This is a genomic window from Aquidulcibacter paucihalophilus (genome assembly GCF_002105465.1).
GTDB classification, from domain to species: Bacteria; Pseudomonadota; Alphaproteobacteria; order Caulobacterales; family Aquidulcibacteraceae; genus Aquidulcibacter; species Aquidulcibacter paucihalophilus.
In genome coordinates this window covers 1-25,178 of sequence record NZ_NCSQ01000150.1, presented here as the reverse complement: position 1 = coordinate 25,178, position 25,178 = coordinate 1, and the positions used below count along the sequence as shown (strand labels likewise).

20 protein-coding genes are annotated in these 25,178 nt (G+C 52.3%); 2 read left to right on the top strand and 18 right to left on the bottom strand.

From position 1 onward, the window contains the following. Positions 1-242: 242 nt before the first annotated feature. The 16 genes from B7364_RS10320 to B7364_RS10220 all read right to left on the bottom strand — a co-directional run bounded on the left by B7364_RS10320 (position 243) and on the right by B7364_RS10220 (position 21,638). Positions 243-818 (bottom strand): histidine phosphatase family protein, encoded by a 576-nt coding sequence (locus B7364_RS10320; RefSeq protein ID WP_106407611.1) that lies wholly within the window; start codon positions 816-818, stop codon positions 243-245. Between the two features lie 1,490 nt (positions 819-2,308). Then, complete coding sequence (locus B7364_RS10310) at positions 2,309-2,869, bottom strand: hypothetical protein (RefSeq protein ID WP_085339946.1); 561 nt, start codon at positions 2,867-2,869, stop codon at positions 2,309-2,311. A gap of 698 nt (positions 2,870-3,567) precedes the next feature. Next, positions 3,568-6,561 carry a RelA/SpoT domain-containing protein gene (locus B7364_RS10305; protein ID WP_085339945.1) on the bottom strand — a complete coding sequence of 998 codons (2,994 nt, stop codon included), beginning with the start codon at positions 6,559-6,561 and terminating at the stop codon, positions 3,568-3,570. 71 nt (positions 6,562-6,632) lie between these two features. Next, positions 6,633-8,597: an ATP-dependent nuclease gene (locus tag B7364_RS10300; protein ID WP_085339944.1), complete on the bottom strand. Its 1,965-nt coding sequence runs from the start codon at positions 8,595-8,597 to the stop codon at positions 6,633-6,635. Positions 8,598-8,950: 353 nt separating this feature from the next. Then, entirely contained in the window at positions 8,951-9,487 is a 537-nt protein-coding gene (locus B7364_RS10295) for a hypothetical protein (protein WP_157893636.1), read from the bottom strand. A gap of 67 nt (positions 9,488-9,554) precedes the next feature. Next, positions 9,555-10,496, bottom strand: a complete 942-nt coding sequence (locus B7364_RS10290) for a cation diffusion facilitator family transporter (protein ID WP_085339942.1) — start codon at positions 10,494-10,496, stop codon at positions 9,555-9,557. Next, entirely contained in the window at positions 10,493-11,086 is a 594-nt protein-coding gene (locus B7364_RS10285; protein ID WP_198534189.1) for a methyltransferase family protein, read from the bottom strand. Before B7364_RS10285 ends, B7364_RS10290 begins: the two co-directional genes overlap by 4 nt. Before the next feature lie 292 nt (positions 11,087-11,378). Beyond that, entirely contained in the window at positions 11,379-12,344 is a 966-nt protein-coding gene (locus B7364_RS10275; RefSeq protein ID WP_085339939.1) for a hypothetical protein, read from the bottom strand. Next, on the bottom strand, positions 12,344-15,469 hold the full coding sequence (locus B7364_RS10270; protein WP_085339938.1) for an efflux RND transporter permease subunit: 3,126 nt from the start codon (positions 15,467-15,469) through the stop codon (positions 12,344-12,346). The genes B7364_RS10275 and B7364_RS10270 overlap by 1 nt, the downstream gene beginning before the upstream one ends. A 3-nt stretch (positions 15,470-15,472) precedes the next feature. Further along, the gene (locus B7364_RS10265; RefSeq protein WP_085339937.1) at positions 15,473-17,236 is read right to left on the bottom strand and encodes an efflux RND transporter periplasmic adaptor subunit; all 1,764 of its coding nucleotides are present in this window, start codon (positions 17,234-17,236) and stop codon (positions 15,473-15,475) included. Continuing rightward, positions 17,233-18,516, bottom strand: coding sequence for a TolC family protein (locus tag B7364_RS10260; protein ID WP_085339936.1), 1,284 nt, complete (start codon positions 18,514-18,516; stop codon positions 17,233-17,235). The genes B7364_RS10265 and B7364_RS10260 overlap by 4 nt, the downstream gene beginning before the upstream one ends. Before the next feature lie 498 nt (positions 18,517-19,014). Beyond that, a complete protein-coding gene (locus B7364_RS10250; RefSeq protein ID WP_232780874.1) occupies positions 19,015-19,302 on the bottom strand; it encodes a metal-sensitive transcriptional regulator in 288 nt (95 codons plus the stop codon). A gap of 483 nt (positions 19,303-19,785) precedes the next feature. Further along, positions 19,786-20,208 (bottom strand): type II toxin-antitoxin system MqsA family antitoxin, encoded by a 423-nt coding sequence (locus tag B7364_RS10240; RefSeq protein WP_085339933.1) that lies wholly within the window; start codon positions 20,206-20,208, stop codon positions 19,786-19,788. After that, positions 20,201-20,518, bottom strand: a complete 318-nt coding sequence (locus tag B7364_RS10235) for a type II toxin-antitoxin system MqsR family toxin (RefSeq protein ID WP_085339932.1) — start codon at positions 20,516-20,518, stop codon at positions 20,201-20,203. Before B7364_RS10235 ends, B7364_RS10240 begins: the two co-directional genes overlap by 8 nt. Before the next feature lie 370 nt (positions 20,519-20,888). After that, positions 20,889-21,326, bottom strand: a complete 438-nt coding sequence (locus B7364_RS10225; RefSeq protein ID WP_085339930.1) for a helix-turn-helix domain-containing protein — start codon at positions 21,324-21,326, stop codon at positions 20,889-20,891. Between the two features lie 9 nt (positions 21,327-21,335). Continuing rightward, positions 21,336-21,638 (bottom strand): DUF4258 domain-containing protein, encoded by a 303-nt coding sequence (locus B7364_RS10220; protein ID WP_085339929.1) that lies wholly within the window; start codon positions 21,636-21,638, stop codon positions 21,336-21,338. A 191-nt stretch (positions 21,639-21,829) separates the two neighbouring features. Here B7364_RS10220 and B7364_RS10215 point away from each other — a divergent pair, with 191 nt between their 5' ends. Next, complete coding sequence (locus B7364_RS10215; protein WP_085339928.1) at positions 21,830-22,129, top strand: WGR domain-containing protein; 300 nt, start codon at positions 21,830-21,832, stop codon at positions 22,127-22,129. 76 nt (positions 22,130-22,205) lie between these two features. Then, positions 22,206-23,156: a replication initiator protein A gene (locus tag B7364_RS10210; RefSeq protein WP_085339927.1), complete on the top strand. Its 951-nt coding sequence runs from the start codon at positions 22,206-22,208 to the stop codon at positions 23,154-23,156. A 513-nt stretch (positions 23,157-23,669) separates the two neighbouring features. On the opposite strand, the gene B7364_RS10205 is transcribed toward B7364_RS10210, so the two are convergent. Both B7364_RS10205 and B7364_RS10200 read right to left on the bottom strand, forming a co-directional pair. Continuing rightward, positions 23,670-24,554 carry a hypothetical protein gene (locus tag B7364_RS10205; protein WP_157893634.1) on the bottom strand — a complete coding sequence of 295 codons (885 nt, stop codon included), beginning with the start codon at positions 24,552-24,554 and terminating at the stop codon, positions 23,670-23,672. 167 nt (positions 24,555-24,721) lie between these two features. After that, positions 24,722-25,006, bottom strand: coding sequence for a hypothetical protein (locus tag B7364_RS10200; protein WP_085339925.1), 285 nt, complete (start codon positions 25,004-25,006; stop codon positions 24,722-24,724). Between the last annotated feature and the right edge of the window lie 172 nt (positions 25,007-25,178).

The window sequence follows — 25,178 nt, the reverse complement described above, 5'->3', positions numbered from 1 at the left end:
GCACCCAATCTCGTCTAAACTTCTAGTTTTTCAACAATATCCGCCATGAATTGTCGTTTAACAGGTGGTGCCCGAGCCGCCAAAGCAGACATGTGCTCACCGAAACATTGCGGAATTCGAAGAGTTCTACAGATTTTCTAGCAATATTGCGGGTGCTTAAGCGCGAGATCGGTTCATGCAACTCTGTAGCGAAATACAGTTTAGCGGTTCAAAACCACATCGAAATAGACTCGTTGATTAGTTCATTCTAAGGCAATTCGTTCAATCTTTCCGCCAGATAATCGCCAAATCACGTCCTGGGGAACTGGTAAGCTAATCACTTCAATTTTCGGTAGACTGAGGTAGGCGCCGCGAATAATTCTTCCAATGAGGCCATGGGATACAGCCAAAACAACACCTGAAGTATTGTCCAACCAGCTCTTTGCCCGTTGAACCGCCATCTCGTAGCTTTCGCCATCTGGCGACCTGAAAAACCAATCGAAGTGAGTGGAGCCATCCAGCACTCGAGGCCATTGAGCGTCGATGTCATAGTGCGTTAAGCCATCCCATGAGCCAACAGACACCTCAGCGAGGCGTTCATCGAACTTCAGGTCCGGAAGTTTCAGGTGGTTTGCGATTATTGAAGCCGTTTGGCGGGTTCGCCCAAGAGGGCTTGTCAGGAAAGCGTCCGCTTGAATGTTCAAGTCTGCTAGTTTTCTCGCAATTGCTTCAGCTTGTGAAACTCCAGTTTTTGTCAAGGAGGAATCAAGTTTGCCTTGAGAGCGACCCTCCACGTTCCACTCTGTTTCTCCATGACGGATGAGATAAATGTCGAACACAGCAAAGTCCTCTATCGCCGTAATTGTTGATACCCAATTTCAACGGGCCGCGGGATCGCATCATACTCTGCCCACTTTCAGTCGCGACCAGTTGATGTGCTAAGGGAATAGGTCCGACTTTGACATATTGCCCTCCAAACCAGACCATCCGCAATCGGCCAAACCCGGCCAAAACAAGAGCAAGTCTCCTGATCAGCAAAGCATCGCCAAGCTAGCCATATTGCCACCAAAAGTGCCCCGTTCGGGCCTCTAAAGCGACGAATTACGACAACTTACTTCGCCTAAAAATGGACGACTTAAAGCAAGTCATCGAGGGTGGAAGATAAATTGTCTAAAATCACATATTATCAATAAGATAAACCAACCGACGACTTGGGCCCTTATATCTTGCCGCGCGATACAGAAAACGACTTACATCCCTGGGGCCTCATTCAAGAATTGCCATCATCAAGCCTGCCTCACTTTCAAGCAATGCCGGTAAGGCCAGAAAGTGAGGGGAGAGCTATATAAGCGCGGTTGCCGGGCATTATCAGCTGCGCCTATAGCTCAGGCCGTTATTGGCAGTTTAGGCTCGCGGATAGGCAATCGGCGCTCGGAGCCCCATAAATGACTTCTGAGACGTTATTTGGTCTAGGGCTAAAGCTGAAGCCGTTAGAACGGCAATGGCATTGACGCGGGCGCTAATTGCCTTTGGCGGCCCAGTTATGATTGATGGCCTCACGGTTTGGACAGTGACGCGGGCAGGGGGCTCTTTGCCAAACCCGCCCAAAAACCGGCAGCACTAAAGTTGAACTCACCAACACAATCAGGCAAACTTGAATGATCAGCCGTCAAGAACCATGCGCCCATTGCCGAATGCGCTATCCATCCGTCACGATCATAACCCTAGCGATCGTCGGGGCCACACTGGCAAGATCGGCGATCAGTGCTCGGTTCTTTGCGCACCCGCTAATTTTGGAACAATGCTGGCGCTCGGGATTGGTTTAATTGCAGGGGCCGTAGCCAGTTTCTTGAATTAGCCGGGCCCACAATAGGGCTAATGGCCGTTAGATTGTCCACACCTGAATTGTGAGCCTTCATTCCCCCAATGTGTTTCGTTTTGTGGTGATCTCTTTCTAAGCGGGGTCATAAGGGGAACAGAGGAGATTTGAGAGAAGGAGAGGCAAGATAAAGGGAAGAATTTATTGCGGTATCCAACTGATATTACACGAAAAATAGGTTAATCTTAGTGCATCTCATGAATTGCCATGAATTATCGCGCCTATGGCTGCTTTGAGAGGTACCTTCGACCGCCTTGTGGGAGTTCCGGTCAGGGCTTATGGCAGTCAGGATCAAGGTGATCGCGGTAGCAGATGCGAGCAGGTCTTTGCGCTTCAAAAGCGATTTAGCCCGCGCCTCACAAGCCATGAGGCCGAGGCGCAGGCTCGCTTGCCGATTAGTTTCAAAGGGGATGCCTTCTCTGTGCGGGCCTCTCTTGCCCGCAAGCTTGTCTATGCAAGCGGGCAGGAGGCTCCTTTAAAGACTAAATCAGCCTCCAAAAGCGATAACCTATCAGCTTGAGAAGTTACTGCGTCATCCTGCCGGCTCCCAACGGAGCCATAGGCAGGAGCATCATCTGGCCAATGCCAACCATTGCACCCGCTAAGAAACACTTGAACAAGTTGATGCAGGTTCTGGATAAGCGAGAAAGCAGTAACGAGACCAAAAATCTTCTCAGAAAAATCCAAACCAGAGGGTCCAGACCCAATCACAATTCCTGCGCCCTTTGGGCTTCGTGGTCGTACGTAACGCACTCCATGCAGGGCCTTGCAGGCAGCTGAAAAGAATAATGTTTTTAATATGGATTCGTCCTTAATTTTAGAAAATGGCATACAGCCAGCACTTTGCTGGCACACGGCCAGCACTTTGCCAGCATACAGCCAGCACTTTGCTGGCACACGGCCAGCAATTTGCCAGCACACCGCCAGCGCTTTGCCAGCATACCGCCAGCAGTCCAATATCCCAAAAATCGCCGGAATCGTTCGATCACTCAACAAAATGGGTGGCTTCATGGGCAACTTGGCATAAGAACAGACCTCCTGAATGGTGGTTCTTCTTCTTTGCGTGAAGTCCTATTCCCTTGAGCTAATGGCTGCCCAAATGGTCGCGGCCATCAGTCCGATTGTCCAGATGCAAATGCCAATGAGGAGAGTGACAGCGTTGTAATCAGAAATATCAGTCACTTCGATTGCTCCCAGGTCGGGCTAGATCGTAACCTATTTATCGCATGGGATGAATTGAAATATGGCGCAGCTTTCGAAAACGTGACAGTGTCAGTATCAGGATCAAGTTAGTCATGCGTGCTTAGATCTTGAGCAGCTCGGCACCAAAACCACACTTGGCCGTGCAATGGTTCGCCCATGAATGTTTAAAATCTTGTTGAATTGTCTAGGCGCTTAGTAGCTTGTTTCTAGTTTATCCGAAGTGACGGAGCGGAAGTGTTCGGACCGTATCAACAAGCCAACAACTCTTCCTAAGATTTCACAATTTGTCCCATAATTAACATTATGCGAATCTGAGCTGTACGCGCAAAGCGATAATGTCACCCTTTAGCAAAGTAGATGTGTCACACTGATTGCACGTCTCCCCTTGGCGATTAGGCCGTGGGGGATCGTTATGACGGCAGTAGGCATGAGCGAGCGAGAGATTGGTCGGCTGAAGGTTTCAGCGCCGATTAAAGATGGCCACCCCTATCATGGTGGGACGTAAACTATGTCTCATAAGCGATTTCTCCCAGTCCGATTGAGCGGTCGGCTCTGCGTCGTTCCAAGGCGAGCTGGTTTTCAGCTGACCTAACGAAGCTTGCGGCATAATTGCGGACCGCTTCACTTTCGTCTGTCTCCCACTCCGCTACTAGTGCTTTACGTGACTGTTGTGCTTCGACACTGCCATATTCGCCAAGAAGAACGCCACTCCTATTGATTACAATATCAACCACTCCCAGCAGTTCGTCGTCGGCAGGAAGCAAACCGACGATCAAACGTAGCAGAGTGTGAAGGAATTGCTGCCCTTCAAATGCAAGAAGCACTGACAAGACAAACTCAATCCCTTCCCGGCCTTCTGCGATTTGGTCACGCAGTAGTTGTTCAATCGGTTCCTCGAGATTAGGGAACAATTCTGCGATCAATCGCGCACCTCCGAACCTGAAAGAACTTGGGTTAGTCTCAAACCAGCCCCTTGCGGCGGTGACGATTTCAAGCGGTGCGGCGGCTAGCGGTGCACGGAGATAATAGAGTTGATAAGGCAAGTCCTCGTATTTAGCGTCTCTTGTAGCACGCCCCTCTAAAAAGCGCCGGCCAACGAGATCTATCACGGCGTCTAGGTGGTCTCCCGCAACTACAGCCAGCAAAGCTTCGCCAGCCGTGCCCAGGCGGGGCATCTTGATCAATAACTCGAGCAATGGCTCGACCTGTTCAATCGACAGGCCTTTGAGGAGCCCCAACTGATCCCAGTTTCCTATATGGCCAACCCAGCCGAAATATCCGCGAGACGACAACCACTGAGCAGCCGGCAAGAATATCTCTTCGAACATCCTAATCGAATTTTTGTCAGACTGCCGCGCGGCGGCAAGTGTAACGTTGTGGATGATTAGCTCGTCGCCTGCCGCTATGCCCTTTGCTTTGATGGCTTTTATGAATTCGAATCTGAATTTGCTTGTGAACTGGAGATACCAGGCTATCGATGAGAGATGCTTGCCTTCAGTAATCCAAGTTTCGATCAACGGATCGACGACAGCAATTTGACCCGCATCCACCATGCCAAGCAACATGTCCGGAACCCAGAATGCGAGCCGATCACTAAGTTGCTGCATCCATTTGAGTAATATGCCCGGTTGCGCCTCGGCAAGCCCTTTTAAAAACTCCTGCAAGCCAGAAAAGGTTCCCCGATCTTCGCTTTGGGTCTCGACAAACCTGTCTATTCGAGCAAGCCATTCGTCCGCGTTCGTTGTATTAACGCTCGCCACTAGGCCCGCGATCGCTAGAGTGCGTTCGTCTCTGACCTCTGAAACCGTAAATTGGTCTTTCGACCACATCAAAGGTGTAACACTATCGAAGCCAACAAGTAGACGATAGCAGCTCAGGTCAGGATCAATTTCAAGCGCAGCGTGACAAGCAAGAATCCGATCAATCAACTCAGTTTGTCGAGCAACCAGTTCGGGCTTATCGGTCATATTCGGCGGCAATGCGTGATACTTACGAAATTTGCGGTATAATTCCACTTCGACCTGACGCTTCGACTCGAGATCAAGGCTGGGCAGTGCTCCGGTGAAGAATCCTATTACATCTGCTAGATCCTCCAAAATCACTTGGACAAGAAGATCGCTATAGGCTCCCATATTGGGGGTATCGCCTGCTACAAACATAGCTCTTCGAACTTTCGAGCGCTCGCTATTTTCAGTCAACAGAGAGTGCAAACGCTTGAAAATCTGTAGAGCGTCATGACGCGTTGCCCTCAATTCCTCGGTTACTAGAACTGAGCCGCTGTGGAACGTCACTGTGTCCGCCTGCCAACTTGTCCCAGTTACCGAGCTAGACAGCACTTCGCGCAAGATGATGGTAGCAATCGGTGCCGCGGTAACCAGCATCGTATCTTCAAGCTCTGTGATGCAATCGACCAACATTCGTTGAACCGCTGGTCCAACCTTTTGCCAAACGGACCGGTCATGTTGTGCTAGGCGCTTAGTCAGATTGTCGATAGGCTTGCGCTCTTCCTCAGTTGTCATGGCATCTCGCATCGCGATCAGCGCATTGAACATCCGCCCAGGGCAGGCATACAGGAGATAACCACTCTCGAGAATGCTGCAAATCCTACTGACAACGGCGTCGCTCTTTGTTCCGGGATACTCACTGAGATAGCTTTTTTGTGGTACGTCCGGCATCGTAGGAGCCCGGATTACGGCATCAGATAACGTGTCGATTATCTCTGGGGCGGCCGCTATATAGTCGTCATAATTGGGCAACACATAATTCGCGAATTTCTCAACGGCTTCATCGAGGCGATTGCGATTATCGCAGGCACGGATCAGCCCAAGGGCGTCCTCGTCGAACATTGCCTTACCATCGCGCAACTTCCCATAGTCGCTTGCAATCTTGTCGAACTCGTAACCCGCCGGCTGAAGGAAGTCTTGCATTGTCTTCCGCAGCCGCTTGCGCATCGCCTCTACCTTTGCAGCACCAAACCCTTTGTCCAACATCGGTTTGTAGATTGTATCGTGAGCCATTTCCGCCCACGCATGGTCAAGAATCGTCTGGACTTGGATCTCGCAACGCAACCCAGCGAACCGACGATATTCAGGAAGCGCCTCTCGCGGCTCACTTAGTGTCACCACCCAGTTTTCTGAGATGAAGAACTCGGCTCCGTCTTCCTTGCTATCTGGGTAATGCATTTTCGAGCGCTGTTTATCGACGGTAAAATTCTCGTGTAAAATACGACTCTGCCTAAATCGATATACATCACCATTGGTGTAAAAGATCAGGCGGCATCCGGCGATATCTTTAGCGATATCACTAATTTCCAATTCTGCTTGAGCCTCGAACTTTGCCAGCTTAGCACGCAATGAGCTGACGTCCTTGGCGCGGTATTGAATGTTCTGCAGCCTCAGATCTTTTTGTTCTGCAACCGCAGCTCGAAGGATTGCTGCTACGGCTTCGGCAAAGTCGGCATAAAGGACGCGGCCCCCATTTTCATACTCGACGAGATTCATGGGGCGCTTCCTTCGCTTTAATTTGAACGGCCGCCAGAGGCGCCTACACCCAAAATAAGTACCAAAGATAGTTAGACGAACTTCGAAATTCGATCAAACGCCGCCTCAAAGCGGTTCAAGGTCTCTTGAACAGCCTTATTCTTATTCGCTAGCATCTTCGGGTTTTGCAGCAGATACATCGATGGGTCGAAGTGGCTAAACTCAGGAATTTCCGGCGGCAGAACTCGGAAATAGGCTTCAGCCTTCTTTACTAGGCGTTCTGTGCCAAGGTCCGCAGCCTCGAGCTTTTCGACCGTCAGTTCATTCTCGCCAGTGAGCGAGTAAGTTTTGTTGACTAGCTCGACGAAAAAGAAGGGGTCGAAAAAATCCTCGATATCGGCCTCTTCCTTGCCGGCAATCTCTGTCGCAAGAATGATACGTTCTTTGTCGAGCAGCGCAGCTCGATGCAAGTCCTCGAGCTTCCTCTTCTGCCCACGTTCGAAATCGGTAAGGACGCCAATGTTTAGCTTGTTGCCATAAAACAATCGAACGAATGGAAGCACTTTGTCGATCCCGCCCGAAGGGCAAATAGCCCAATGTGGTGCGAGATAAGTCCGGCCGGCCGCTTTTAGGGCAGTGGAAGCTGCCTGCAAATAGAGTACGTCGCTGGGTCCCTCGACAAGAAGCGTGTTTTTGCCGATAAATAGCGTTTGTGTAACTTCGAAGCCCATAGCCCCGAAGATCGGAAAATTAGTCTGGGGATCAGTTGTAAGAACGTCAGACCTAATCTTAGTTCCTATAGATCTCCTTCTGCCGCGATCGTCGAGCTTTACGACATCCTCGACCGTCCGCACTGACGCTAGGTCATCTGCTGGGACCATAAAAGGGGAATGAGTAGACCAAATGACCTGATGATGAGGTGCGATCTCTTTGTAAAAGTAGCGCAAGAGATCAAGCTGGGCGGTACCATGAAGCGTCAAACCTGGCTCATCAAGCAGCAAAATTACGTTGCCTTGACTCTTCTTGATTTGAGCAAATTTGACTAGAAATGAAAAAAACCAAATAAAACCCGCCGAGCGTTCTGAGAACGGAACAGTAACACCATGAAGGCTGTTTTCCACTCGGGCACGAGCTACAGGGCCAACGTTAAATGGCGCTGGATCTCCTGACTTTCCTTCAGACAACACGACCTTAATCTTAAGCTCGTCATTCTGGGTCCAATAGTCGAATATCTGATCCGTAATCTTTAGAGCGGCGGCTTCGCACTTGGCATTTAGCTCTTCGAATTGGGTGGTTTCCAACAAATCGTCTAAAGTGGTGCCCGCATACTCTAAAAAATCGAGGAAGACTTGATCGCCGTTTGCAACCGGTCGACCGCTCTGCTTGTCTTGGTTCAATTTATTGATCGAGAGCTCACCACTCATCCGATCATAATGGGAGAAGTACATAAACTTCGGCATCCGCGCGTGAAGAATGTCTATAGCCTTTAGACGTGCCGACTTATCCCGAAAGGTCTTGATCTCATCGAGTAGCGCTTGTTGTGGCACGGTCCGACTCGCTAATGTTTCAAGCGCTTCCGCGGCCTTTTGAGCTTTCGAGGCGGTACCCAAGACAACTTGGTCTTCTGGAGTTAGTTTGTGCTTCTGGACCAGATGGCTCAATGCTGCCTCCTCAGCCAGAGGCACTTCCCAAGTGGCTGTAGTTTGTTCGTAGCGCTTAGTGACCACTACCTCGTCACCACTCAATGCACCCTCACCAAAGATCGCAGAAATAGCATCGACGTCAGCACGCTCGAGCTTCCACTTGGTACGCATGACCAAAGCTTCACTTTCGCTGTGCTGAGAATCGTACTCGGATAACAAGCGCCGCGGATAATTGGTTATTTTGCCATATTCGTCGTACTTCGGATCAGTAGAACGAATGCCCTCAAGGGCCTTCAAAAATGCCGACTTTCCTGCCTCGTTCTTCCCAACCAGACAGGTAGTCTGGCCAATATCAACAGGGTCTGCATCAATGATGTTGCGATAGTTAGTCGCGTGCGCCTTAATCAACTTCAAGAGGAATCTCCCATGCTCGGTAAGTATGCTTCAATCAAGTTTGCAGATGGGGGCGAATTCAAAATTTTCAACCTCAGATTCTAATGATTGCCCCAATTCTTTGGCCCAATCATTAGCTAACTGATGATACGGGCCCCTCTCACAAAATCGATATTTTGTAAGATAGGCTGCAACGATCTAGTGGGCCAGCTGCGTGGTCTGGGTATGGATGGCCAATGTAATTCGGTTTCTAATGCCGCCGAGCACCGACAATTACTGGTCTGATGCACCCCAGCCTCATGCTCAGTTGATTCGCCGCGAAGTCCGACGTCAATCGCTCGCTTTACGCTCGTAATTCAAATCTAAGGCGCAAATCATTCACTTGGCAATTTCCCTGACATTTCTCTGCAAATAGATGCCATACGCTCAATATGTCGTCGGCTCGGCTTAAACACGGTCCGACGGCCACCATTTGCCTCCGATAGACAAGCGCTTAAAAAGTCCCTTGGGCGATCACTTGGGTCATTAGATGGTGAGATTACATTCCAAAATTCATTGCTGGGCTTACCTTCAAATGCATCACAAAACTCAACAAGTGCAATCGAGTGCCGGCGTAAAACAGCACTATTTCTTGATTGTTTCCTAGGGAAGACGCCCAGATTGTGCTTTTGTCGGGCTTCAGCTCGACATTGACTGGCCAGTTCTAATGCCTTTGGCGCAGACAGAATTGCATCTTCTATCTTTGGCGAAACCGGCTCGCCCGCCCAAGATGAAAGCGGGCCAAACAGCGTTAACAAAATAGCGCTTTGAACAAGTATTTTTGACATATTGATTGTCCTTCCGTGTGTGAAAATAGGCAATGTATAGGGCCTTTTGTTTTGGGCAGAGCCATATTGGAAATTGCCAAACATGGTTTGTTCCAGCCACCGCGTTGGCCAAAGCCAGATGGCCCTTGGAAACGGGTGTTCCTTTTTCTTTTTATTGGCCATGGGAAGACTGCGAACAATTCGCTCCGTCACCTAACTCGACTTGCAGGGTGACATGGCTGAGACCGTATTTCTCGTCGAGTTCATGCGCGAAAGTGGCAAGTGCTAGATCCCCAGGATGACCTTTAGGCATGACAAGATGGGCAGATAGAGCTGCTTGCGTGGTCGAAAGCGGCCAAACATGAAGATCATGAACGGAAGCAACCCCCGGACGACTGGCAAGCCAAGCTTTAACAACGGCTAAGTCAATTCCAGCTGGGCTTGCACCAAGCGAAAGATTTGAAGAAGCCACGAGTAAATGCCACGTCCCTGCAACCATAACGGCAACCACGACAAGACTGATCGCTGGATCAATCCAAGCTTGCCCGGTCAGCAAAATGGCTGCACCTGCCAGGATGACCGACAAGGAGACTAGGCCATCCCACAGCATGTGGAGGAAAGCGCCTTCAATATTAATGTCGGTCTTTCTTCCCCGCGAGAACAGCCAAGCGGTACCAAGATTGATCGCAACACCAATGGCCGCTACCACCATCACCAATATGCCATTAGGCGGGCTTGGGTTTGCAAATCGGTGGATCGCTTCCCAGCCGATCACGCCTGCAGCAACCAAGATGAGCAACGCATTCACAAGAGATGCCAGAATAGTGGCCTGACCAAAGCCGAAGGTGAAGCGCCCTTTCGGCTGAAGTCGACCGAGTGCTGTTGCCCCCCAAGCCAACAAGAGACCTAGCACATCGGTCGCATTATGACCCGCGTCTGCGATGAGCGCGAGCGAATTGATCGATAGGCCCACGCCAAGCTCGACCAAGACAAAGCAGACATTAAGGCCAATCCCAAAAGCGAAGGCCCCATCGTAGCTGGCTGGGCTGTGAGCATGGCCATGAGCACCATGATTATGACCAGCATGATTTTCATGGCTGTGATCCTCCCTCATCGCTTTGATCCCTTTATAAAGCCGAGCCATCGCGGGGTTTGGGTAGCGTAAGCTTGATACGCTTGGCCAAGGCTTCTTACCAAAACAGGTTCTTCAATACGCACCTGCCAAATCGCGGCGATCCAAACACAAGCGGATAAGATGACCTGCACCGGGTCCAGCTGAAACATTGCAAGTCCAAGAAAGAGGGTCATTTGCCCGACAAACACGGGATTGCGCGATAGCGCGAAAAATCCGCCGGTTACGAGGGCTCCAAGTGTTCCTTCAACGGCACCAATCCGCCAAGATCCAGCCATTTGGAGCTGAGCTCCCACGGCGATGAAAGCACCAACCAACATGAAGCCCAGACCTAACCATGCGTACCATCCAAGGCTATCTGGCAACTGTGGCCATAAATTTGGATAAAGGATCCCAACTAGACCCCAAGCACCGCTCCCGATAAAGCCGAACTTGAATAAAAGTGCTGTCCAACGTTGGGATCCCACTGGCCTAGAAAAATAGTCGACGCCGCGTCCCGCGACCCGGCTTGCCCTCATTGTCAGAGCTAAGAAAGTCAGGAGATATGCCCATGTTAAGGCTAATGTGATCATCGAGACTGTAGCGGCCATCATGAGCAAGAACTCTTATTTTTTGGCAGATCATGCGTCTGCACCCATTCTAGCGAGGAGCCAAATCGAGACGTCGTAAAGCATCGCTGTCGTGGTGATGTCGCCAGAAAACGCGAGAGGGACTGCGAAACCGGCACGGATCGCTGCTGGAACACCCAAAATCCGAAAGTTATAGCTTGCACCTTCCCGAATGAGGACGTTTGTGTAGTTGTTTCGATCTTCCCCATATCTCATTCCTTCTTGTGCCGGCCGCGACCTGAATTAAAAGTACCAACTAGTTCGCGACCACTAACGTAAACGGCGCAGTGATTACCTTGCCGCCGATCTTTACTTGCACGAACACACGGTGCGGTCCGGCAACGCTTGGGTGCAATTCAAAAGCTAATGCAGGCCCGCCGCGTGCCGTCGCATCCTTTGGTTCTGCACCCTCAGGATGACCATGCACCATCGTCGTGCCATCGGCCGAGAAGCCAACCAAATGGGCATAGGCCCCCATAAGCGGTTCTAACGAGTCAAGCGGAGCCCCGGTTCCATCGGCAACTGTCAGCGTAGCTGGCGTGTGTGCGTCAGCCGCGAGCGCGCCGCCAAGCGACAGGGTCAGGGTATAGCCGTCGACCTTGGTGGAAAGTGTTTGGGTCGCTGCAACCTCGGGACCTTTGTCTGCGCCCACGTTTAGGGTGACGGAAGGCGTAAGGTTATGGGCGTCTGCATCTTCTTGGCCATGGCTTCCTTCACCATGATCATGGCCTGCTTTGTCATGACTGTGACCTTCATCACCATGGTCACTTTTGCCATGGTCATGAGCGTGCCCGTCTTGCTCTTTGCTTGCGCGCTTAAAGTCCGCCCAAACGCGATATTGACGGGGATATTTCGGGGTAAAGCTGACCGTCCACTGTCCGGGCTGCGCGCCTGGCTCACCATGGACATGGGTGTAATCCTCCAGCGCGCTATCCACGATCATGACATGGACCTTGTGCTCGTGCTGAGTTGCGATGTCATCGGGGCCGAGGGGTTTGCCATCCGCGCCTGTTAGGGTCAAAGTTAAGCGAACTGCCTGGCCCGGTACAGGGGTCGCAGCCGCCGCAACAGACATGGTTGGCTGACCCTTGGTTTCACTTACAGAGCTCGCTGTCGCAGAGACATCAGACTTGGACTCAGCTTTGTCTGCGCCGCCGCCGCCACAAGCAGCCAGCAAGGCCAAAGCACAGATTCCAGCGGTTAGTTTTGCTGTCTGTTTCATTAGAACGTCTCCTTTAATTGCCCATCTTTTTGGGCCAAGACCAATTGTTCAAGCGGCTTTTGACCAAACAATTTGAACAAAATCGGTGTGACAAGCGCATCCAGCAGGGTTGCAGAAATAAGCCCCCCGAAGATGGTTACTGCTACAGGATGCAAGATCTCTTTTCCGGGTTCGCCTGCCCCAATTATAAGCGGGATGAGAGCGAGGCCTGCGGATAGGGCCGTCATGAGAACAGGCGTCAGGCGCTCTAACGTGCCGCGGATTATCATGGCATCGCCAAATGTCTCGCCCTCATAGACAACCAGATTGAGATAATGGCTAATCTTTAGGATGCCATTGCGCGCAGCAATCCCAGTTAGTGCAATAAAGCCGATGAGACTCGCAACTGAGAGCGGTAGGCCAAAGAGCCAAAGCGCGATGACGGAGCCGATCATCGCCATCGGCACCCCCCCCATCACAATCATGGCCAGCGCGACCGACCGGTATCGGCTATATAACAAGGCGAAGATGAGGGTGAAGGACACCAGTGTCAGCCCCCCGATGGTCGCGGTGGCTTCAGCTTGTGCCTCAAACTGCCCTTCAAGTGCGTAAAAGCCACCCGTTGGCGCAGGCACAGCCTCCATTGCTGCTCGGATCTCCTTAGTGATTGCCGAAAGATTGGCACCCGGTGCCAGATTGGCTTGCACGACAATCCGCCGCTTGCCGTTTTCCCGATTGATCTGGTTCGGTCCATCGGTTTCGCGAACCGTCGCGATTTGGGAGAGCGGAATTATCCCGCTCGGTGTCTCGATCAAAAGCTCTGACAAGGCTTGGGTCGTGCGAGCACCTTCTGGTAAGCGGATCACTACGTCAAAACGGCGTACTCCATCAATGATCCTAGAGACCGTTTGACCGCCGGATAGAGCTTCAACAGAGCGCGTTACTTCAGCGGGGTTGGCCCCATAAAGGGCAGCGCGTTGATAATCGACGATCACTTCAAGCTGCGGCACACGGACGATCTTCTCGACCCGCGCATCAACCAGTCCTTCGATGCCGACCATCCGCGCCTGCAAGGCATCCGCCGAACGGCGAGCTGCTTCCATGTCCTCGCCATATATTTTTACGGCAACCGGGGAGGCAACGCCGGAAAGCATATGGTCAATTCGGTGCGCCAACGGACCGCCAATACCAACGCTGGCTGGAATGGGGCCAAGGGCTCGACGAATGTCAGCGGCAACTTGATCGCGTCCTTTAGATGACAAGTTGGGGTCAAGCCGCACATCTAATTCATTTGAATGAACGCCTTCGGCATGCTCATCCAGCTCCGCGCGCCCGGTTCTTCGACTGACACTTTCAACCCCGGGGATTGCGCTAATGAGCCGCTCAGCTGCCGCACCCATACGTGCGCTGTCGGCAAGACTTACGCCGGGCTGTAAGGTCAAACCAACAAGAAGGGTGCTCTCATTAAAGGCTGGCAGGAAAGCACGCGGCAACATCAATGCGCCGCCAATGGCAACAAACCCGGCCAATGTCGCCCCAATCAGGACAGGCCTTACCTGCTGGAACCCCCATTCGAGAAGGCTTTGATTGGCCCGCTTAAGACGTACGACCAGCCAGCTATCATGCTCGACTGGCAAGGTTTTCATAGTGGGTAGAAGGTAATAGCACAGAACTGGTGTCAGGGTGATCGACACCAGCAAGCTTGCCAAAATCGAAACCACATAAGCCATGCCCAAAGGCTGGAACAACCGCCCTTCAATGCCCGACAAGAAGAATAAAGGCAAAAACACCAGAATGATGATCATTGTAGCATAGACAATGCCCGAACGGACCTCGCCCGTCGCGCGCGCGATGACAGTTACCGCGGGCAAAGGCGCTGGCAGGGCGCGATTTTCCTTGAGGCGTCGGTAGACATTTTCTACCCCAACGACGGCATCATCAACCAATTCACCAACAGCAATAGCCAGACCCCCTAAAGTCATCGTGTTTATGGAAAGGCCGAAGGCAGAAAACACGAGGGCCGTGATTAGGATCGACATTGGCAAGGCTGCCAGACTGATGGCTGTCGTACGAACATTAAGTAGGAATAAAAACAAGATCACCGCAACCACGAGGCCGGCTTCAATGATCACTTTCTGCAAAGTACCCAGCGAGGCTTCAATAAAGTCCGCTTGGCGCATCTGAACTTGGGTTGCGGTCACGCCCTTTGGCAGGGTCTTGTTTAACTCTGTCAGCGCCGCCTCGACGCTCTTGGTCACAGCCACAGTGTCGGCACCAGGTTGCTTTTGAATGCCAATGATGACGGCAGGCTTACCCGCAAACCCTGCATCACCGCGCCGGAAGCGCGCTGCAAACTCAACGTCAGCCACTTGGTCTAGTCGGACAATGCCGCCGGTGCGTGTGGTAACTGAAATAGAGCCCAAGTCCTCAACCCGCGCCGTGCGTGATAAAGCGCGTACGACAAATTCTCGACCACCCTGATCAATAAAGCCGCCACCCGTATTTGAGGCAAAACCTTGCGCGGCGCGTTCGATGGCCTCCAAACTGACGAACAATTGACCCATGCGAGCCGCATTCGGCGAAATGCGGAATTGTCGCACCTGGCCGCCAATAGGGATCACTTGTGCGACACCTGGAATGGTCAGTAAGCGAGGTCGGATCTGAAAGTCTGCCACTTCGCGAGCAGCCATAGGGTCAGCGTCGCCATAAGGAATGGCCACCAGCAAAATCTCGCCCATGATGGAGGTGACAGGCCCCATTTGTGGAGTATGATCGAGGTCGGCCATGGTCTCTTTTGCTAAGGCAAGCCGCTCGGAAACCTGTTGGCGCGCCCGGAAAATTTCTGCATCCCAGCCAAACTCAACATAGACCATCGAGAGGCCTACACCGGTTACCGATCGTACACGCGACACGCCGGGTATGCCACTCATGGCGTTTTCAAGTGGCTGGGTGATTTGGGCTTCGACTTCGGGCGGTGCCATCCCGCCTGCTTCTGTCATGATCGTGACCGTCGGCTTGTTGAGATCGGGCAAGACGTCGACCGGCAGTCGCATGGTGGCGAGGATGCCAAATAGGATAAGTGCGAGCGAGGCGAACAGCACCAGCACGCGATTTCGAAGTGAGGTAGCAACAAGAAAGTCAAACATGGCTCATCGCACCTGCTCAAGAAGCGGTGCGCCAGTGGTCGCGACCCGAGTTCCAGCCTTTATGCCGGATGTGGCGATGACGCGGTTTGCATCTAAATCGGTTATTGTAACCGGGGTTGGCTGAAACTGCTCTGCGGCTTGTTTCAAAAAGACCATGGTCTGGCCATTCGCCCCCTTCACCACAGCATCACGCGGCAGAGCCACACCTGCGGTTTGTTCGCTTCCGGTGATGAAGACCATCACAGGCTCTCCCACACGCAAGCTGCTTGGCCCATCTATTTTGAAGCGGAGCGGTGCTGCGCCATCGACCATCGCCAAGCCTTCGCCCTGGCGGATAAGTAAAAGATTTCGACCATCGCTGGTGCGGGCAGAACCTGTTGCCGCCAAGGGGCCTGACTTGCCCGATGGAGCGCGTGCCTCCACGAGCAATTGGTCTGGGTTGGTGATGGTGAATGCGGTTTGGCCGGGATTGATCACTTGGCCCTGCGCGACAGAGACAGCGCTGATCACGCCAGAGACCGGCGCACGAAGCACCTCCGCATTTGAGCCCGCTTGGCGTAGGCGGCTCGCCTCAGTACGCGCCGTGCGCAGACGCGCAGCGGCTTGGGCTTTTGCGAGATTTAGCCGCGCGGCAGCGGCATCCACTGCCGTTCTGGCTTCAGCAATCTCGCGGTTAGGTACAACCCCTTCAAGCCGGGTTAAGCGATCCAAACGACTGCGCGCTTGGGCCAGTTCGGCGGCTTCTGCCGCAAACCCGCTTGGGCCTGCCGCGAGCTCTGCTTCGGCGAGTGCTGTTTCAGCCGCGCCACGTGCCGTAATCAAGGAGACATCCGCATCCAATGCAGGGCTGACAAGGGCAAGAACTTGTCCCTTCACAACTCTTTGGCCAAGGGCTGGCAATTGGCCTGAGACACGGCCGACACTGCTCGCTTGCACCACACCAGAGCCATTCGGGTCTGCAATCACCACCCCGTTTAATTGCAATGCAGAACCCTCTGCCGAATTTCCAGCCAGAATGGTTCGAAGCCCGATCAAGCGCTGCATCGGTTTCGGCGCGACGATATCGCCATCTGCAAGACGCATGGCTCGATTATCCGGCACATCACCTGCCACGTCGGTATGGCCTTCATCACCATGACCAGGACCAGCTACGAGCTCGCTCGGCGTTCCAGTCACTAATGTCCAGCTGCCAGCCAGCAATCCAAAGGCAACAAGGGCCAACCCCGCTCGTTTGCGGCGCACCAAAAATAAAGCACCGCCCGCAACACCCAAAAGAAGTGCTGCACCGCCGAACATCAGGCCAAGCGGCAGGCCTTCCTCAGCATGAGCGTGCCCTGCACTATCATCGATTACTAGGGATGCGCCCAAAAGCGCAGGCTCCCCCGCACCGCGCAATGAGATTGTCACAGGATAAGTGCCTGGCGTGTCATGCTCTGGGAAAGGAAGCACATAGGTGCCATCGACGTCAGCTTTTGCGAGAGCTTTACGCGGCCCAATCGTCAGATTTACCGACGTACCTTCGATCGGTGCATTGGTCGCCCAATCATCGACCCAAAGACGCAAGTTTTCCCCATCAAGGCGTCCAACGACTTCAAATCGGTCCGAGACCGCCTCAAAGCGAGGGGAAGTCGGTGCCGCAACCGATGCAGTGGCCGCTTCGGTGCCATGGTCATGGCCCGGACCTGCCCATAGCGGGACAGGCAAGGTGATCGCTGTCATTAGCCCGAGGGCAGACAAGCGGCTTTTAAGGCTTCTTGGGTTGATCATGATGTTTGGTCCTGAGGGAGCAGGCCTTGCGCCTGATTGAAAGAGGAGATTGCGGCCTCTACGGCCACACGAGCTTGCGCGGCAGCAAGTGAAGCTTCTGAAGCCGCAGCCCGGGCTCGTAAGAGCTCTAAGAAGGGGAGTTCGCCTTCGCGCCAGCCACGCTCGGTAAGAGCTAGGGCTTCGATACTGATAGCCCGGCGTGCTTCTTGGGCCTTAAGGCTCGCGCGCGCGGCTGTGAGATTGGCAATTGCTTGCTCCTGCAAGGTTTCAAGCGAGAAACGGACCGCTGCGGCCTTTGAACGCGCCGCAGTTGCTTCGGCTTCAAGACTGGCAGCTTCTGCCCCTGCCGACGGGTCGCGTCCTAAAGCTCGTGAAAGCTTTAAGCCAGTTGAAGTCCGTGTGTCCAAGCCGCGCCCATCGCGCTCAGACCGCAAATCAAGCCCCACGCGCCAAGCTGGCTCAGCCTTTAGCCGGGCAAAGCGGGCTTGGCGGGCAAGTTGGTCAGCTTCTGCCAAAGCCACCCGCACGAGCGGGTGATCATCAATTTGCGCCGCGCCCACAATCTCAACGGTCAGTTGGGCTGGAACAAAGCCTACCAAGCCAGTCATCTGAGCGCGGGCCTGCCTTTCCCGACCCATGGCCTGTGCCAAATCTTGCTCGCTCATTGCCAGTGCTGCCTCGGCTTGCAGAAGATCAAGACGTGCCTGCTCCCCTGCGGCTTCCAAGCGCTTGGTATTAGCAACTAAAGTTTGGGCAAATTCTACTTGCTCGCGGCCAACGCGAACGTCAGCAACCGCTCGGGCCAACTCCCACCAAGCCGTGCGCAATTCACCAGCTAGCTCGAGGCGAACCACGTCAAGTTCGGCCCCAGCACGGGCTGCCAAGGCATCCGCCTCACCGCGCAATGCGTCGCGCTCGCCCCGTCGCCACAGAGCGGCACTGATCCCGCCCTCAACTTCAAAATAGCCTGTACCGGAACCGATTTGATCTTGCCGTGCACTTGCATCAGCTTCTAGCGGTCCAGCAAACTGGCGGGCCGAGAGAGCGCGGCGCGCATCGGCTGATCCACGCAGCGCAACAGCGTCCGCATCTGCCGCGCGACGTGCGACAGCCGCATCAAGCAGCGTTGACCAGCGCGTTGGCATGGCTTCATTCGCGCCACTAATTTCTTGTGCTTGTGCGGCACCTGTCACCGCAAGGGGCGTCATAACCACATAGGCGAGAGACAAGGGCGCAAAGACAGACTTCCGCCGTCGGCGCTCATAGTTTTGGGAATTCATTGGAAGGGTCTCCTGATCACGATCCGTGGTCCCGGCTGACACAACGTCAGCCAGGCAGTAGTCGGATAGATCAGGCTCGCGGCGGTCGCTTCAAACCATAAATTCTGGTAGTAACAATGATCGGCGCTTTCGCTTGTGGCGTTGTCAGAACTGCCCAGTTTTCGATGTTAGTTAGCAGCTGGTCACTTTCAGCGATAGTTACGCTCGTGTGGGACAGACAACAGGCACCACAATGGCCCTCTTGTGATTTCTCTTGCTTGGAATCTGATACATTATCGCATTGGTCTAGGTTAACCACAGCCAGCTTGGCTTGATTAGTCTGGCCACTAGCACATGGGCGCATCTCTTCGCACGCGTTTGGCAAATAAACTGCGCTCGCAGCGAGCGGCATAAAAACCAAACTCACTAACAAGAGGCCAGCCAAGAATGCGCGAATTACCTTCATTAGTCGACAAATATACCAACAGGGGGTATACGTCAAGATAACCTGGCAATATACTAAATTGATTTGGTGAGGGCCGTCATTAACTCGGTCACAAGCTTCCGCTGCGCTTCGGCATCGCCAGCCACAATCGCACCCTCTATGCAACTCTCCATGTGCCGGCGCAAAACTTCGGCTTCCACCTTTGCAAGTGCTGCACGTGCAGCTTGGATTTGAGTTACGACATCCATGCAGTCGCGGTCCTCCTCCAACATCTTCTGAATGCCTCGCACCTGCCCCTCAATCCGACGAAGGCGGGTCACAAGCGCGGTAGGGTCTTTGTGTTCATGTGCCATGCGTTTCATGTTGACCTAAGGACGCCTTATTTCAAAGGCCCGATCCTGCAGAAACTTGGACATCAACTTTTTTATAATCCTAGACAATTGCTCGCCCTTTTTAGAATGCCTAGACGTGACTTACAATCACAGTCGAAGCCACGCTCAATGCCGACTAGATCGGTGACATTCTTGGCAGCAATTCAAGCTTCAGCCTTCATCAAGTTGAGGGATGCGCCAAATTCCCTCAGCAGTCCGAGTCAATGCGGCGTGTCGCGCTAGAACACCTGCTGAGCGGTCAATTGGACACCAAGAGAAATCTCCAAATTTCAACCTTCGACGCGGATTTTAATCAATTAATTCGAATTGGCGGAGCCCAGTTTATCAAGGACATCCATGCGCAGGAAGCTCCGCCATATCACTGTCACCTAGCCAATTTATGAACATTCCTGCGGCAACAGAAATCAAATGCCAAATCGAAGCGACCGTGGATGATGTGCCAAAGAAGTTGCTCTATACGGCGTTCTCACCCTGCTTCTGCCTTTTTAAAACTGTGAGCCCAGACGGATCCCGTTCAAGCAACAATAGCGCACTTGTAACCCCATGGCTGACGAGAACCTCTCCGCTCTCATATTTTTGAAAGGCGTTCGGCCCACCACCAATTAATCGGCCGGCATCCTTTTGGGTCAATCCCAGCCGCAGTCTAATGCGACGCACTGTCTCTGGCACTAGCAGATTTTCTGCTTCGGCCTTTAACCTATTCAGAGCACGGTCTGAGACCTTCAGATCCTCACCGGTATGAATACTTTCGTCACTATCATCGCAATACCAGCCAGGCATCTGTATCTCGACTTGATGGCCTTTATACTTGATCGTCATCGGTCGGACGTCACGGTACATAACAGATCCCGTTTCGGGACAGGTAGGGTTACTCATCGACCTTCTCCTTGAACGACAAAAGCAAAAACTCGGCCACAGCATCAGCCGTAAACTTTACGTACAATGTCCCCTCACGGGACGGAACATGATACACATCTTGCCACACTCTATGGTCGCCATGTGAAGTCATAGACTTATAAAAGTGCCGCCGTTCAATCGTCTGAATAATAGCTACGATGTCGGCTCTGCCAAAACCAAGTGATGTAGCGCTTCTAAGCGCTGAACCGGTAACGTTTAGACGATCAACCGCCGAAAACGTCGCTTTGACCGCTTCAATGTCATAAGTGGGCTTACGCTTCTCAGTCATCAATTTCCATACCACCACAATGGTGTTTTTTCAAGCGGCAAATTTGCGAAGAACAACCCATCTTCTGCGCGCGAGTGCGGCAGGACGAACCAGACCGGCGAAACAACACCAAATTATCCAAAAATCCTACCCTGCGTCCAAAACAGACGTAAGCCTGTGTGATCATCAAACCAGCTGTGAACGCCAAGAGGGCAAAGGACAGACTCCAGATGATGTCGTGCATACTCGATCCGCAAGCCATAGACGGCAACCGAAATATAGCGCGCCTACGCAATTGAGTTCGGCCAGGATTTGTTCGGCAAATGGATTGTCAGACGCCATTGAGGGCGACTTGGTGTCCGTCGTTAGAACTTTTGGCACTGCTGGGTGCTTAAGCGGCGACCTTCCAACCCTGACTACCCTGAACAAAGTTGATCCGCTCTTCACGTTCTTCACGATCCGCATCAACAAGTAAATCTATCATATCCCTGATGTGCGCATTGCCTTCAACAAATTCACGGTACAAGGCGCGAACAAAGCGATCAGCTATTTTGGGTTGGGTGCCTCGCTTTTCCCACAGAGCAACGGTTTGATCCTCATTGCCAAGTATCAAGGCCAGCTTAGCCTGGCTCAGCCCCATTTCTTTGCGCAAAAAGCGCAGTTCAGAGCCAGTCAGCTTAGCCGCCTTATTGACCAGGCCACGAGCAATCGCACGATGTAGGCCCTCAATATCATGTATTGAGACACCATCGCCGTAGGGCGTTGTGTGCATATCAAAGCCGTTTACGAGCCACACATTCCGCAGCCCGCATTCTTGATAATGATACATTTTTGTCTCCTAAATCACGGTGATAATGATTGCTCTTTTCGGCAAATCTATCGCCACCGCTACCTCCATGTTGTTGCCCGCAACGCGGTGCGTCAGGGTAAGTTTCCAGCACTGGTGAATGTCCAAAGCCACAGGCTCGGTTACGACACCCCCCTGCAAGCAAGCCAAAACCTGCATGCTGGTAATTTTTCTCTCTTTCATTCGCTTACGAGCGTGTGCCGTAAAGATCACATTAGAGCTATCTTGTGCGATTTCTCGCAACAGCCGTCTTGCATTTGCGTCGTTCAGCCGCATTGGCAATGGATCACTCATAACCCATAAATATTATAGGTACGTTACTATTGCAAGCTATTTTTCGACAATCACGACAATCTGATTCTCAGGCAGTCGTTAAAGCTCCATCGCTTGCCCGAAAAAGCAGAGTCTGCGTCCGAAAGCGACGTAGTCCCGTGCAACGATCACCTTGAAATTCGAGCAATCAAAAGACAAAGGACAGCTTCCCAATGATGTCGTGCATCGTCGACCTGCAAGCGATTGATGACGACCGAAACATTGCCCGCGCATATGCAATTGAATTCGGGCAAGACTTATTTGGCGCTTGGGTTTTACGGCGCCATTGGGGCCGAATTGGCACTCAAGGCCAGTATCAGGAACTGATCGTACCGTCTAAAGAAAAAGGGCTAAAACTAATCAGCCAATGGCTGAAAGACCGGGCCCGCGCACCAACTCGTATTGGGATCGCCTACCAAGTTGCAGCCAATCAAACCATCGATCTCTGTGACCTAGACCGCAGAATCGGTTGACACGGTATATCGCACACGGGCACGGTAGATCACACACACTAACCCTAATCCCGATTCGGTAGAACGGACACAACTAATGGCGGCCTCAGAGCAAATCGACCTGTTCCTGGACAGCATGATCGATGCGCCTCTGCGCGATGAACAGGCCACGCTTGAGCATCCATTCTTCAGTCTTACCAAACGCCCACAGCGTGAACCGATGATCTATGATCACGGGGCGATTTCGATCCAAGTGAGCCCTGGACCACGTGGGATTGCGACAATATGGGATCGAGATGTCCTCATTTATTGCGCGAGCATCCTAAACGATCGCCTTGGACGAGGCCTACCGCTCGAGCGAAAAATTCGCTTTGCTGCACACGATTTTCTAAAACTAACCGGCCGCGGTAAGGGGCTCCAAGCCTACACCCTATTTCTCGACGCTTTGGAGCGATTGAATACCACTTCCGTAAAGACGACAATCGCTGCAGGTGACTCAACCGAGCGCCGAGGCTTCACTTGGATTTCGGCCTGGCGGGTCATCGAAGATACTCGACCAGATGGCACACGGCGAATGAGAGGTGTTGAAGTCGAACTCTGTGACTGGATGTACCGCGCGATTGTGCAAGATCGCCGCGTTCTTTCGATCAATCCTCAGTATTTTCGCCTTCATAGTGGCTTGGCAAGGCGCCTCTATCAACTCGCCCGCAAACATTGCGGCCGGCAGCCCAATTGGAGCATTGGCTTAGTTCGTTTGGCCGAGAAGGTTGGGACAGCTCAAGATCTGCGCTTCTTCAAGCGAGACCTAAAGGCAATAATCGCCAAAGACGGTGTCCCAGATTACACCTTCACGATGACGCGCGATCCAAATGGCGAACTTGAAGCTGCAATGGCAGAACAAGGGATCGATATGAGCGATCTTAAGAACGACAGAATTCTAGTGGTCGTTACCCCAAAATTCGAGACCTCGAACCAAGGCGACGGTAAGCCAATTGGCATAGGCAAGCCGAAAAGGGCACGAAAAGCTAAGGCAGACAACGAAGACTAGGTTCGAGGAAAACGCCCTTTTTCTTATCGGTATATCGCACACGCAATATTCCCAGCATTGACGCCCCTACTCCTAGCAGGACGTCCTTAGAACGCAGATATTGACCCCCTGCCCCACAATGGGAGCAACTGAGGCTCGATCTCGTCAGAAAGACGAAAACTAAACATCCCTGATACGGTATATCGCACACGCCAATAAGAGAGAAGGCGCAATGCTATACGGTATATCGCACACATTCTTATCGGTATAACGCCCACAAAATATCGGTATAACGCCCACATTATGATCGGTAGATCACACACGCTTTTTCGGTATATCGCACACCAACACATTCGCTTAACAAGTTGAAACAGTTGAAATAATGCAGACTTTTAAGCGCCGCTAACTCTCTAACATGAATCTAACATTCTTAACGAAGCCGCAGTTTGCGTGCGTGATAAATCACGCAAACTGGCGGTCAACCACAATAAGCGTGGTATCTGAACCTCTTAAAGGAAATCAACCAATAACTGATTAGAAGCCCGCGAAGAGGGAAGTCCACATTGGTGCAGTAGAGATCGCGGTTCCCAAAGCGCCACCAATAGCGCCCTCGATTATTGTTTTCAAAGACTTGCCGGCGGCCTTGATAATCGTCGGATCTGGCTCATCCATCAATTGGGCCTCGATCGTGGCAATTTGAACATCCGCCTTTCGTCTCGAATTTCCATCAAGCTGGAGTTCGTCGATATTAGAGCGGTAAAATGTTACAAGTTCTCTGAGGTTCTGACTTGAATAAGTGGTTGATTGCGTTGCATGGCCCCCTGAACCGACCACCTGCAGAGGGGAATTGGTCAAATTGCCAATGTTAAAGACAGGTCCACTCTGAGAAGTAGCTTCCTTGTACTCCAAGCGCCTTCGCGCAGCAGACGAAATGTCGACATAACAAGTAGCCCCTCTTACATTCACAATGTCGCCAGCATCTAACAAGCCTTGCATTGCCCGATCACGGCGATTTTCATCCCACTCGGGCAAAAGCTTTCTATGGGCACTGTGGACAGAAGCACGCCGAAAATCAGCTCCACTCAACCTAAAAAGAGCCATGAGCAATTCTTCCTTATCATTTTCGATGGAAGTGGCTCCGCTTTCATCCAAGCTTACTATCACCGGGGCTAAATCCTCAATGTATGCAGCAAAGTCGCGATTAAACGGGACAATGACAGCCTTCGTAATCGCTCTGATGTCACCAACAATCTTTCGCCCACTATAGAAAAATGTATGCGCGAAATCGAGGAACCAATTTGGATCTTGGGCCGCACGATCTATCAAATGCACAACTAAGCCAAATTCCTGCTCGACATCAGACGGCCACTTCAACTGGCCGCTGCCCAGGCTACCTTCGTTGCGATCCGCCGCGGCCAAAAAGGCTTCAAAATCTGCGCAAGCCCGTAGCTTGGTAACGACTTCCCTCAGTTCTGGCCTATCCAAAGCCAGAGAGAGGCGTTCCAAAGGTCTTTGATAGGTGTTGTAATCAGCAGCTTGAAGATCAAGAACCGCGTCTTTTATCGCGCGTAGCGCCGCCTCGATGCTCACTCTTCGACCTCCAACTTCGTGCGTGCTTCAGCTGCGCAATCCAGGATGGCCCTACGATTAGCTTCCTTGAAGGTGTCCACAAGATTCTGAACTGCGTCATTGTTTCCAAAGCTGCCTACACGCTCATCAACAAGTGATTCCATATTCTGAATTGCTAACTCTATGCTTTGCGGGTCGTTTGGGTCAAAGCTCACTTTACCAAGCTCACCGTCTAAGGAGGACAGAGCCTTTGCCAGGTCCTCCAGCGATCGCTTAAGTTTATCCAACCCTTTAATCCGCATCTTTTCGGCTCCGGCTAAAATGAAAACCGATTGTATAACATGCTGACAATTGCAGTCATCAACTCAAGATCGACTCACAAAAAGAACCACCCGCGATGCCAGCCGCTCAGAACGGCCAAATATCTATGAACTGAGGTGGCTCGGTTTGTTCGGACAGGTCAGCCGTTTCTAT

What these genes read in the sequence shown, in the direction of transcription:
- B7364_RS10310 (WP_085339946.1), bottom strand. Translation starts at nt 2,869, where the DNA reads ATGAAGCCACCCATTTTGTTGAGTGATCGAACGATTCCGGCGATTTTT.
- B7364_RS10305 (WP_085339945.1), bottom strand. Translation starts at nt 6,561, where the DNA reads ATGAATCTCGTCGAGTATGAAAATGGGGGCCGCGTCCTTTATGCCGAC.
- B7364_RS10295 (WP_157893636.1), bottom strand. Translation starts at nt 9,487, where the DNA reads ATGTTTGGCAATTTCCAATATGGCTCTGCCCAAAACAAAAGGCCCTAT.
- B7364_RS10290 (WP_085339942.1), bottom strand. Translation starts at nt 10,496, where the DNA reads ATGAGGGAGGATCACAGCCATGAAAATCATGCTGGTCATAATCATGGT.
- B7364_RS10285 (WP_198534189.1), bottom strand. Translation starts at nt 11,086, where the DNA reads ATGATCACATTAGCCTTAACATGGGCATATCTCCTGACTTTCTTAGCT.
- B7364_RS10275 (WP_085339939.1), bottom strand. Translation starts at nt 12,344, where the DNA reads ATGAAACAGACAGCAAAACTAACCGCTGGAATCTGTGCTTTGGCCTTG.
- B7364_RS10270 (WP_085339938.1), bottom strand. Translation starts at nt 15,469, where the DNA reads ATGTTTGACTTTCTTGTTGCTACCTCACTTCGAAATCGCGTGCTGGTG.
- B7364_RS10265 (WP_085339937.1), bottom strand. Translation starts at nt 17,236, where the DNA reads ATGATCAACCCAAGAAGCCTTAAAAGCCGCTTGTCTGCCCTCGGGCTA.
- B7364_RS10260 (WP_085339936.1), bottom strand. Translation starts at nt 18,516, where the DNA reads ATGAATTCCCAAAACTATGAGCGCCGACGGCGGAAGTCTGTCTTTGCG.
- B7364_RS10250 (WP_232780874.1), bottom strand. Translation starts at nt 19,302, where the DNA reads ATGAAACGCATGGCACATGAACACAAAGACCCTACCGCGCTTGTGACC.
- B7364_RS10240 (WP_085339933.1), bottom strand. Translation starts at nt 20,208, where the DNA reads ATGAGTAACCCTACCTGTCCCGAAACGGGATCTGTTATGTACCGTGAC.
- B7364_RS10235 (WP_085339932.1), bottom strand. Translation starts at nt 20,518, where the DNA reads ATGACTGAGAAGCGTAAGCCCACTTATGACATTGAAGCGGTCAAAGCG.
- B7364_RS10225 (WP_085339930.1), bottom strand. Translation starts at nt 21,326, where the DNA reads ATGTATCATTATCAAGAATGCGGGCTGCGGAATGTGTGGCTCGTAAAC.
- B7364_RS10220 (WP_085339929.1), bottom strand. Translation starts at nt 21,638, where the DNA reads ATGAGTGATCCATTGCCAATGCGGCTGAACGACGCAAATGCAAGACGG.
- B7364_RS10215 (WP_085339928.1), top strand. Translation starts at nt 21,830, where the DNA reads ATGATGTCGTGCATCGTCGACCTGCAAGCGATTGATGACGACCGAAAC.
- B7364_RS10210 (WP_085339927.1), top strand. Translation starts at nt 22,206, where the DNA reads ATGGCGGCCTCAGAGCAAATCGACCTGTTCCTGGACAGCATGATCGAT.
- B7364_RS10200 (WP_085339925.1), bottom strand. Translation starts at nt 25,006, where the DNA reads ATGCGGATTAAAGGGTTGGATAAACTTAAGCGATCGCTGGAGGACCTG.